Consider the following 10,777-nt stretch of genomic DNA (forward strand, 5'->3'; position numbering starts at 1 on the left):
GAAAGCCTTAACGGCCTTCAGGCGCCCGGTTGGCGGGCTGACCGGCGGCAGGCTGCTGCGCGGCCTGTGCCTGAGCCTGCTGTTCACGCTGCGCGCGCGGCATCCAGCCTGCGGGCGGCACAAGCTGGGCCGAAGGGATCTGCTTGTTCAACTCGGCCAGAATATCCTGATTGAGGTTGTAGGTCTGGCCTGCCTTGATCACGCTCTGCGAATCGAGCACCAGCGTGATCTTCTTCTTGTCCATCGCAGCCTGCGTGGCAGCGTCCAGCTTGTCGCCAATCTGTTCGAGCACGTACTGCTGCGAAAGGTTCAGCGGCTCAAGAATCTTCTGGATCTCGGCCTGGCCAGCCTGTTCGATCTGCTGGATCTGGTCATACTGCTGCTGCAGCGACGCGCGGTTCGGGTTGGCAACCTTCGAATCCGCCTGCAGCTTGTCGATCAGCGGCTTGAGCTGCGCTTCGATCTGGGTCTTGCGCGCATTGGCCTGATCGATCTGCGGCTTGTAGGTGGTCGGGCGCTGCGATTGCGCGGTCTGGAACGCGGCAGAAGCGCCAACCACGGCCGAAGGATTGGCAATGGCGATGCCCTGCACGGCAGCCTGAGCGACAGCGGCAGTCGGCGTGACGGCCACAACGGCGAGACCCGCGAGAAGCGCGGAAGCATAACGGAGTTTCATCAGAACTGGGTTCCCACGTTAAAGGTGAAGGTCTTGGGGTCGTCGCCATCGACCTTCTTGAGGACTCTGGCAAAATCGAGACGGAACGGCCCAAACGGCGAGTTCCAGTTTACGCCGATACCGACGGAAATACGCGGCGAAGGCGAGTTTCCGACGTATTCCTCGACATACTGAACTTTGCTGTACTGCGCAGCTAATTGCTCGGGAGTAATCCCTGCGGTGTCTGTGATGATCACCCCAGTGGTAGTGTTCTGATAATACAGAACATTGTTGGGATTGACGGTCAGCGGATTTGTAATCCCCCACACAGCCCCTGCATCAACATAAATCGATGGACGAAGGCCCAGCTCACGCGCACCCGAACCCAACGGAATTTCAAGCTCGGCGCGAGTGAGATAATAGTAACGGCCTCCAATAGCATCATCTTGCCATTGGTTCCGATCTTGGGAAATGGTGCCATCTGTGCCGACGAATTTGCGCAGGACGCGAGGACCAACGCCACGAATATCGAAGCCGCGAATTTGCGGTTCTCCGAGGAAAAACCGGTCGGTCAGATAGACGTCATCAACTGTCGGATCGTTCGAACGGCTTGCTAGCGGCTTGATCGCCCCGCCTTCCCCACGCACGGAAAAGATAAAGCCTCCACCAACGGGCCAAAACTTTGATGCATTTGCAGTCACGCGGGCATATTTTACCGAACCGCCAAGTCCTGCGAAGTCAGCCCCGACAATAACTTGGTTACCTCGCGTCGGGCGCACGCGGTTGTCTAAGGTATCATAGACCAACGATGCCCCAAGAATTGAACTGGTGCGTTTGCCGATGGCGTCGCACAGGTAGCGTCCTGCTCGCAGTACGCTGCACTGGCCGTTAATGTAAAATTGGTCCTGATCCAGCGTAACATCGTCGATGTTGAACGTGTATCGACCAATGAGCGACATGAACTCCGTAAGCGGAACGCCAACACGCGCCGAGAAACCTGTCGTTGCTTGCTCGTATGTATTCCTGCGGCTTTGACCGCTGAAATTGAAGCTGTTCTGATCGCGCCGGTACACGTCCATGCCGAACGAGATGTTCTTATCGAACAGGTACGGCTCGGTGAAGCTGACCTGCACCGACCGGGTATAGCGCGAGTAGTCGACCGAGAGACCGATCGTCTGGCCGCGACCGCGGAAGTTGTTCTGGCGGATCGAGCCCTGGAAAATGAAGCTTTCGAGGCTGGAGAACCCGGCTGAAAGCTGCAGTTCACCAGTCGGTTTTTCCTCGACATTGGCTTCAAGGATGATGCGGTCGGGCGCGCTGCCCGGCTTCTGCTCAACCTCGAACTTTTCCTGGAAGTAGCCGAGCGACTTGATGCGGTTGGTCGAACGCTTGATCTGGAAGGTGTTGAACGCGTCACCTTCGGCGATGCGGAACTCGCGACGGATGACCTTGTCCTGCGTCAGCGTATTGCCGTTCACATCCACGCGCTCGACATAAGTGCGTGGCGCTTCGGCAATGCGGAAGGTGACCGACATCGTCAGGTCATCCTTGTTGCGCGCAAAATCGGGGCGCACATCGGCAAAGGCATAGCCGAATGCACCGGCGGTTTCGGTCAGGGCATCGACCTGATCTTCGACGAGCTTGGCGTTGTACCAGTCGCCCGCTTTCATCGGCAGGTTGGCTGCCAGCTTGTCGCTGTCAAAATCGCGCAGCTGGCTGTCGACCTTCACATCGCCGAACTTGTAGCGATCGCCTTCTTCCACCACGTAAGTGATGATGAAGTCGCGCTTGTCAGGGGTCAGTTCGGCCACGGCGGAGACCACGCGGAAATCGGCGTAGCCTTCGGTCAGGTAATACTGGCGCAGCTTCTGCTGGTCGAACGCGAGGCGATCGGGATCATAGCTGGTCCCCGAGGAAAACAGGCGGAAGAAACGCGCCTGCTTGGTCACCATCTGGCCGCGCAGATCTCCGTCCGAGAACTTTTCGTTGCCCAGAATGTTGATCTGGCGGACCTTTGACTTCGGGCCTTCGCTGATCTCGAACACGATGTCGACGCGGTTCTGGTCAAGCATGACCATCTTCGGTTCGACGCTGGCGGCAAAGCGGCCCTGCCGCTTGTACAGCTCGATAATGCGCGAAACGTCGGCGCGGACCTTTGATCGGGTAAAGATCTGGCGCGCCGCCAGCTTGATCTCGGGCAGGATCTTGTCTTCCTTGAGGCGCTTGTTGCCCTCAAGGATGATGCGGTTGATGACCGGATTTTCCTTGACCTGAACCACCACGTCGCCGCCGTTGTTGCGGATCGAGACGTCAGCGAACAGTTCGGTCGCGTAAAGGTCTTTCAGGGCCTGGTCGCCCGTGACCTGAGTGTATGTCTGGCCGGGACGCAGGCGGATGTACGACAGGATCGTATCGGCTTCGAGCCGCTGCGAACCTTGCACCGTCACCGTGCGGATGACATCTCCGACAGGGGCAGGAACCGCAGCGGGCGCCGCCGAGGCGGCCGACGCAGCGGGCTGCTCCACCGGCGCGGCTTGCGCGAATGCTATCTGCGGGACTGCGACAAGCCCGCTAGTGGCGAGCAATGCAGCTCCGAGCGGGGACATCTTGCCTGCCCGTGCCGCGTTCCGTCGAATCATCACCAAGCGCCATCCCGTATTAAGTGGCAGCTGGACGCCCGTGATGAGTGTCCAGCCACGGCAAGCAATGCAGCCCTCTGCCCGATGCAACAAGGCCAATCAAGCAAACATTGCCCCGCATTTCTGTGGAAAGACATTCCGTAAACGATTTCCGACCCAACCCCTTGATGGTCCGAAGATCGCGCCCCCGCACGGGCACACGCAATGAAGGTTAACCTCCGAAGACCTTGAGCGATGCCACGTCGTTGATCGTGACAAAGAGCATCAGCGCCATGACGAACGCGAGGCCGGTGCGGAATGCCCACTCCTGCCCGCGCTGGCCAACCGGCTTCCTGCGAATGGCTTCCGCCGCGTAGAAAGCAAGGTGGCCCCCGTCGAGCACCGGGATTGGCAGGAGGTTAATGAACCCCAAGTTAATCGAGATCAGCGCGACAAAACCAACGAAGGCCTGCCAGCCCGAAACGAGCTGCTCGCCGGAATATTTGGCAATCTTGATTGGGCCGCCAAGTTCCTTGACCTCGCGCTTGCCGGTGATGATCTGGCCGATGCCGTTGACCATCATCGAAATGATGCTGCCGGTCTGCTTCACGCCATCGACCACCGCATCAACCGGGCCAACACGCACCACTTCGAACGATTTCGGCCCGATGCCGAGGAAGCCGATCTTCTGCGTGTTGCCGAAGCGGTCGCTCAGATCTTTCACTTCGGCGCGGGCGGCGAGTTCGACCTGCCGTCCTTCGCGCAGCACCACCAGATCGAGCGGCTCGCCCGGGTTTTGTCCCACTTCGAGGCGCACATCGAGGAACGAATCCACGGCCTTGCCCCGGATCGAAACGATGCGGTCACCCAGTTCAACACCGGCGCGGTCAGCGGCGGAACCACTTTGAATCTCGCCCACCACGGGCGGGACCACAACCTTGCCATAAGCAAGCGTGAAGCCAGCGAGGATAAGGACGGCGAACAGGAGATTGGTTACGGGGCCTGCCAGCACGATCAGCGAGCGCTGCCACAGCGGCTTGGCCTGAAAGGTGCGGTTGCGCTCCTCAGCCGGGAGCGCAAGCCATTCAGGATTGGGCTGGCTGGCCGGGTTCATGTCGCCCGCGAACTGGACATAGCCGCCCAGCGGCAGAGCGGACAGCTTCCAGCGGGTGCCGCGCTTGTCGGTCCAGCCCATCAGTTCCTTGCCGAAACCGATCGAGAACACGTCTGCCTTGACCCCGAACCAGCGACCGACAAGGTAGTGACCAAGCTCGTGGATGAAAACCAGTGGTCCCAATACCAGCACGAAGGCCAGCACGGTGGTGAGAATGCCGGGGCTTTCCAGCGGTGTCATCGGCGCACAACCTTCATCAATTCACGCGCTCCATCAGTTCTCTGGCTCGCACACGCGCCTCGGCATCAATGGTAATAACATCGTCGAGGCAGGCCGGTGCGGCGAGCATAGCGCGCGACAGCACGTCCTCAACCGATTGCACGATGTGGGTGAACGCAATCTGACCGTCAAGGAAAGCGGCAACCGCGATCTCGTTTGCGGCGTTCATCGTGGCAGGGGCCGCCCCGCCTGCGATCACCGCCTCACGCGCGACGCGGGTTGCGGGGAAACGCTGCTCATCAGGCGCGCGAAAGGTCAATTGGCCGATGGCCGCGAGATCGAGCGGCGTGCAGGGTGTGTCCATGCGTGCGGGCCATGCCAGTGCCGAAGCGATGGGCACGCGCATGTCCGACGGGCCTAACTGCGCCAGCGTCGACCCATCGCGGTATTCGACCATCGAATGAACCACGGATTGCGGGTGCACGATGATCCGCAGCCGCTCAACCCCGACCGGGAACAAGTGATAGGCTTCGATGAATTCGAGGCCCTTGTTCATCATCGTGGCCGAGTCGATGGAGATCTTGACGCCCATGTCCCACTTCGGATGGGCCACCGCCTGCTCCGGCGTCGCATGGGCCATCTGCTCCATGGTCCAGCCTCGGAACGGGCCGCCAGAGGCAGTCAGAATCAGGCGGCTCACATGCTGGGCGTTCATCGGGTCCAGCACCTGGAAGATCGCCGAGTGCTCCGAGTCGACCGGGATCACCGCCCCGCCCGCGAACTTGGCGGTCCGAAGCAGCGAGGGTCCGGCGCAAACCAGGCTTTCCTTGTTGGCCAAGCCGATCACAGCGCCAGCCTTGGCCGCCGACATGGTCGGCGCCAGGCCCGCGAAGCCTACGATGGCCGACATCACCCATTGGGCGTCGCCAGCGGCCGCGTCCGCCACCGCGCCGGATCCGGCGGCGGCCTCGACGCCAGAGCCGGCTAGGCGTGCGCGCAGTTCGTCGTACTTGGTTTCATCCTCGATGACCGCCAATTTCGGCCGCCAGCGAAGCGCCTGTTCGACCAGACGTTCGACGTTCTTGCCGGCCGTCAGAGCCGAGACCTCGACCTCCGCCCCGGCCTTGTCCAGCAGGTCCAGGGTGGAAACCCCGACCGAACCTGTAGAACCCAGAACGCTGACGCGACGCGGTAAAGTCAATTTGCCCATCCCAGATGGTTGATCAGGCGGGCGGCGGCCAAGACGACAGCGGCGAACATCAGCCCATCGACCCGATCAAGCAATCCTCCATGGCCCGGAATGAGATCGCCGGAGTCCTTTACGCCGAAGCGGCGCTTGAGCATCGATTCCCACAGGTCGCCAGCCATGGTCGCCAGACCGCCAACCAGGCCGATCAGGGCGCCGGCCTGCAGGCTGAGCACGATGTCGCTGAATGCGGCCATCGCTACACCAGCGCCAGCCGCCGCGATGAGCCCGCCGATGAGCCCGGACCATGTCTTATTGGGAGAGAACTTGGGCCACAGCTTTGGCCCCTTAAGCGCGCTGCCCACCGCGAAGGCCGCGATGTCGGCGGCCCACGCGACCACGAACAGCAGCACCGTCCATTGCCGGCCTTCCGGCATCCAGCGCAGCCACACCAGGCAGATGACGGGAATAGCCAGATAAATTACGCCAAATGCAGCGTTGGTGGGCCGTTCGGCGACGCCCCGCGCCACCAGCGCAGCGGCAATAGCGCCAAGAGCCGCCGCCCCCCACGCCAACGGCATATGACCGGAGTGCGCCAAGAACGCCCCCGCCAGGATCGCCACGGTCAGGGCGGTCGAAACCCGGATCGGCGCATGCGGCGCGGTCATCGCACCCCATTCGATGGCCAGCAGCGCGACCGCGACCGCGACCAGCACCAGGAATAGCCAACTCAGGCCCGGATAGTCGGCAAACCAGACAGCACCCAGCACCGCGGGCACCAGGACCGTGGCCGAGGCGACGCGGATCGCCAGATTGGACCAGTCGAAACGTCTAGCCGGTGGCAAGGACATCATCGGCCACGGCGCCGCCGTATCGCCGCTCGCGCTTGTAAAACTCGTCGATGGCCGCCTCTAGGTGCTCGGCGCCGTAGTCCGGCCAGAGAACATCCTGGAACACGAACTCGGAATAGGCCGACTCCCACAGCAGGAAGTTGGATAGCCGCTGCTCGCCGGAGGGGCGAATCACCAGGTCAGGCGCAGGTCCGGCCCCAGTCGACAGATGCGCAGCGAAAGCCGCCTCGTCGAGGTCCCCGGGCGAGGCCCGACCGGCCGCCACCTCGGCCGCGAACTTGCGCGCCGCCTCGACGATGTCCGCCTGGCCGCCATAGTTGAAGGCGATCTGCAGGAAGAACTTGTCATTGTGGGCGGTACGGCGCTCGGCCTCGTCCAGCATCTTCACCAGATCGGCCGAGAGCCCTTCTCGCCGGCCCAGCACCCGGACACGCACGCCGTCGCGCTCAAGCCGCGCAAGGTCGCTCTCGAAGTAGCGCTTTGGCAGCGCCATCAGCTCGCTGACCTCGGCGGCGGGGCGGCTCCAATTCTCGGTCGAGAACCCGAAGACCGTCAGCCATCGGACATTGAGGTCCGGCGCGGCGGCCACAGTGCGCTTGAGCGATTCGACCCCAGCGCGGTGGCCGAGCGAGCGCGGAAGACCGCGACGCTTCGCCCAGCGCCCGTTGCCATCCATGACGATGGCCACGTGCAAGGGCGCGTGCGCCTGGGGCTGCTCTTGATCGACCGTAGCCATGGGGTTCCCGTTCGTCCTCCCGCCTATCTAGGACGATTAAACCTGCATGATCTCTTGTTCTTTGGTTTTCAAGGCTTCGTCGACGCGCTTGATCGACTCGTCCGTGAACTTCTGAACCTCGGTTTCCATGCGCCGCTGTTCGTCCTGGGTGATCGTGCTGTCCTTCTCGGCCTTCTTAAGGTCGTCGTTGGCGTCACGTCGAACGTTGCGAATGGCGATTTTCTGCTGCTCGGCGTACTTCGCGGCGATCTTAGCCAAGTCCCGACGACGCTCTTCCGTCAGCGGCGGAACCGGCACGCGCAGGCTTTGTCCGTCCACGACCGGGTTCAGGCCGAGGCCGGCGTTTCGAATCGCCTTCTCGATCGGGATCACCATGGCGCGGTCCCAGATGCTGACGCTGATCGAGCGCGGTTCAGGCACGCTGACCGACGCCACAGTGTTGATCGGCACTGACGAGCCATAGGCCTCGACCATGACCTGGTCGAGCAGGCCAGCCGTCGCACGTCCGGTGCGCAGGCTCGCGAACTCGTCCTTGAGGGCGCTGATGGCCTTGTCCATACGATCCTTGTAACGAGCCAGGACCGGCTTTTCCGCAGCAGCCATAGGAGCTTCTCCCGTATTTCTAGTGTGTCTGGACCAGGCGTCAGGCGATGGTGGTGAAGACGCCCTGTCCCTTTAGTACTTTGAGGAAATTACCCCGCTCGCGGATAGAAAACACCACGATCGGGGTCTTGTTGTCTCGCATCAGGGCGATGGCTGAAGCGTCCATGACCCGCAGGTCTTTGGCCAGCACTTCCTGATAGCTCAGCGTTTCGTAGCGTTGGGCGCTCGGGTCCTTCTTGGGGTCGGCCGTATAGACGCCGTCCACGCTGGTCCCTTTGAAGAGCGCGTCGCAGCCCATCTCGGCCGTCCGCAGGGCCGCGGGCGTATCGGTGGTGAAGAACGGGGCGCCAAGCCCCGCGGCGAAGATCACCACCCGTCCCTTTTCCAGGTGACGCAGCGCGCGGCGGCGGATGTAGGGCTCGCACACCGCGTCCATCGGGATCGCCGACTGTACGCGGGTATAAACCCCCACCTTTTCCAACGCGCCCTGCAGCGCAAGCGCGTTCATCACGGTGGCCAACATGCCCATGTAGTCGGCGTTGGCGCGGTCCATCCCCTTCCCGGCCAGCGAAACGCCACGGAAGATGTTGCCGCCGCCGATCACCAGGCAGAGTTCGATGCCGTGTTCGACGACTTCCTTGATGTCCTCGGCGACCGCTTCGATGGTCTTGGTGTCGATGCCAAACAGCGCGTCGCCCATCAGGACCTCGCCCGACATCTTCAAGAGGATCTTCTTGTAGCGGGGCTGGGCTTCGGGCATCGGCGGCATCCGTCGAGAATCTGGGCTGTACTACATAAACCAAGGGCGCCGTGCGCGTCGAACGCACGGCGCCCTTGGGGCACTCAATTTGGGCTAAATCAGCCCTGGCCGGTCATCGACGCCACTTCGGCGGCGAAATCGTCCACTTTCTTCTCGACGCCTTCGCCCAGGGCGAAGCGCACGAACGCCTTCACGGTCACCGGCGAGCCGGTTTCCTTGGCGGTTTCAGCGATCAGCTGCTCAATGGTCTGATCCGGGTTCATGACGAAGGGTTGCTTCAGCAGCACCACTTCTTCCTGCCACTTGCGGATGCGGCCTTCGATCATCTTCTCGACGACGCCGATGGGCTTGCCCGATTCCAGCGCTTGGTCGGTCAGGAACTTCTTTTCCTTCTCGACGGCGGCCGGATCGAGGTCGCCCTCGTTCAGCGCCAGCGGCGGGGTCGGAGTGCCGGCCACGTGCAGAGCGATCTTGCGGCCGACATCCTTCAGCACGGCTTGATCGCCAGCGCCTTCCAGAGCCACGAGCACGCCCAGACGGCCGACGCCTTCGCCCTGCGCGTTGTGCAGGTAGAGGGAGACGGCGCCTTCGCTCACCGACAGGCGAGCCGAGCGACGCAGACGCATGTTTTCGCCGATGGTCGCGATCAGGTTGGTGATCACGTCGCTGACGACTTCACCCTTGGCGGTCTTCGCCGCGGTGATGGCGTCCACACCTTCGATTTCCAGGCCGATGGCCGCGAAGTCGCGGGCCGCGGTCTGGAACAGATCGTTCTTCGACACGAAGTCGGTCTCGGCGTTCAGCTCGATCAGCACGCCGGTCTTGCCGTCGTCGCTCAGCTTGCCGGCCACGAGGCCTTCGGCGGCCGCGCGGTCAGACTTCTTGGCGGCCTTGGACAGGCCCTTGGTGCGCAGCCAATCGACGGCTGCTTCCATGTCGCCGTTGTTTTCCTGCAAGGCCTTCTTGCAGTCCATCATGCCGGCGCCGGACTTCTCGCGCAGGTCCTTGACCAGCGCAGCGGTGATTTCCGCCATAGTCAGCTCCTTCTAGTCGGAATGGTTTGACCGGACCCCTTATGGGGCCCGGCCATGATCGTTTGACGTCAACCGGTGAGACGCCGAAGCGTCTCAGGCTTAGGCTTGGTCGGCGGCCGGAGCTTCGGCGGCCGGAGCCTCCGAGGCGGCTTCGGCAGCTTGGGGCTCCGGCGTGAGCTCTCGCGCCAGAGTCGGCTCGATCGGCGCGACGGAAGCGCCCAGGTCGACGCCCGAGGCCGATTGGCCGGCGGCGAGACCGTCGAGGACCGAGTCGGCCATCAGGTCGCAGTAGAGCTGGATGGCGCGCGCGGCGTCATCGTTGCCTGGGATCGGATAGGTGATGCCGTCCGGATCGCAGTTGGTGTCCAGGATCGCGATGACCGGGATGTTCAGCTTGCGAGCCTCTTGGATCGCGATCGACTCCTTGTTGGTGTCGATCACGAACATCAGGTCCGGAATACCGCCCATGTCCTTGATGCCGCCGAGGCTCAGCTCGAGCTTATCGCGCTCGCGAGTCATCTGCAGCAGTTCCTTCTTGGAACGGCCTTGGCCTTCGCCTTCCAGCAGGCCTTCCAGCTCACGCAGACGCTGGATGGAACCCGACACGGTGCGCCAGTTGGTGAGCGTGCCGCCCAGCCAACGGTGGTTCACATAGTATTGGGCGCTGCGCTTGGCGGCGATGGCGACCGGCTCGGAAGCCTGGCGCTTAGTACCCACGAACAGCACGCGACCGCCGCCGGCGGCGACTTCGCGCACCTTGACGAGAGCTTGGTGCAGCAGCGGGATCGACTGCGACAGGTCAATGATGTGGATGTTCGACCGCGAGCCGAAGATGTAGCGGTCCATCTTCGGGTTCCAGCGGTGGGTCTGGTGGCCGAAGTGGGCGCCAGCTTCCAGGAGCTGACGCATGGAGAATTCAGGAAGCGCCATAGGCTTTTTCGTCCTTTTTCCGGTTAACCTCCGCAGGCAAACCCTCCTGATGGAGGACCGGAATGGATACG

At 62.4% G+C, this 10,777-nt stretch carries 10 protein-coding genes; all 10 read right to left on the reverse strand.

Going from position 1 to position 10,777, the window contains the following annotated elements; translation table 11 throughout:
- Positions 1 to 7: 7 nt before the first annotated feature.
- Positions 8 to 676 carry an OmpH family outer membrane protein gene (locus Q8R81_RS11850; protein WP_305618067.1) on the reverse strand — a complete coding sequence of 223 codons (669 nt, stop codon included), beginning with the start codon at positions 674 to 676 and terminating at the stop codon, positions 8 to 10.
- Entirely contained in the window at positions 676 to 3,261 is a 2,586-nt protein-coding gene (gene bamA, locus Q8R81_RS11855; RefSeq protein ID WP_305618069.1) for an outer membrane protein assembly factor BamA, read from the reverse strand. Before bamA ends, Q8R81_RS11850 begins: the two co-directional genes overlap by 1 nt.
- 244 nt (positions 3,262 to 3,505) lie before the next feature.
- Positions 3,506 to 4,627: an RIP metalloprotease RseP gene (gene rseP / locus Q8R81_RS11860; RefSeq protein ID WP_305618071.1), complete on the reverse strand. Its 1,122-nt coding sequence runs from the start codon at positions 4,625 to 4,627 to the stop codon at positions 3,506 to 3,508.
- Between the two features lie 16 nt (positions 4,628 to 4,643).
- Positions 4,644 to 5,816 carry a 1-deoxy-D-xylulose-5-phosphate reductoisomerase gene (gene dxr / locus Q8R81_RS11865; protein WP_305618073.1) on the reverse strand — a complete coding sequence of 391 codons (1,173 nt, stop codon included), beginning with the start codon at positions 5,814 to 5,816 and terminating at the stop codon, positions 4,644 to 4,646.
- The gene (locus Q8R81_RS11870; protein WP_305618075.1) at positions 5,804 to 6,646 is read right to left on the reverse strand and encodes a phosphatidate cytidylyltransferase; all 843 of its coding nucleotides are present in this window, start codon (positions 6,644 to 6,646) and stop codon (positions 5,804 to 5,806) included. Before Q8R81_RS11870 ends, dxr begins: the two co-directional genes overlap by 13 nt.
- Positions 6,624 to 7,379 (reverse strand): polyprenyl diphosphate synthase, encoded by a 756-nt coding sequence (uppS, locus tag Q8R81_RS11875; RefSeq protein WP_305299803.1) that lies wholly within the window; start codon positions 7,377 to 7,379, stop codon positions 6,624 to 6,626. Before uppS ends, Q8R81_RS11870 begins: the two co-directional genes overlap by 23 nt.
- Positions 7,380 to 7,415: 36 nt before the next feature.
- Positions 7,416 to 7,982 (reverse strand): ribosome recycling factor, encoded by a 567-nt coding sequence (frr, locus tag Q8R81_RS11880; RefSeq protein ID WP_305299804.1) that lies wholly within the window; start codon positions 7,980 to 7,982, stop codon positions 7,416 to 7,418.
- A 40-nt stretch (positions 7,983 to 8,022) separates the two neighbouring features.
- On the reverse strand, positions 8,023 to 8,742 hold the full coding sequence (gene pyrH, locus Q8R81_RS11885) for a UMP kinase (RefSeq protein ID WP_305299806.1): 720 nt from the start codon (positions 8,740 to 8,742) through the stop codon (positions 8,023 to 8,025).
- Positions 8,743 to 8,840: 98 nt separating this feature from the next.
- Positions 8,841 to 9,776, reverse strand: a complete 936-nt coding sequence (gene tsf, locus Q8R81_RS11890) for a translation elongation factor Ts (RefSeq protein ID WP_305299808.1) — start codon at positions 9,774 to 9,776, stop codon at positions 8,841 to 8,843.
- 99 nt (positions 9,777 to 9,875) lie between these two features.
- Positions 9,876 to 10,706 (reverse strand): 30S ribosomal protein S2, encoded by an 831-nt coding sequence (rpsB, locus tag Q8R81_RS11895; RefSeq protein ID WP_305299810.1) that lies wholly within the window; start codon positions 10,704 to 10,706, stop codon positions 9,876 to 9,878.
- Positions 10,707 to 10,777 lie beyond the last annotated feature (71 nt).

Origin of the sequence: Novosphingobium sp., from assembly GCF_030696665.1 — a bacterium.
GTDB lineage: Bacteria > Pseudomonadota > Alphaproteobacteria > Sphingomonadales > Sphingomonadaceae > Novosphingobium.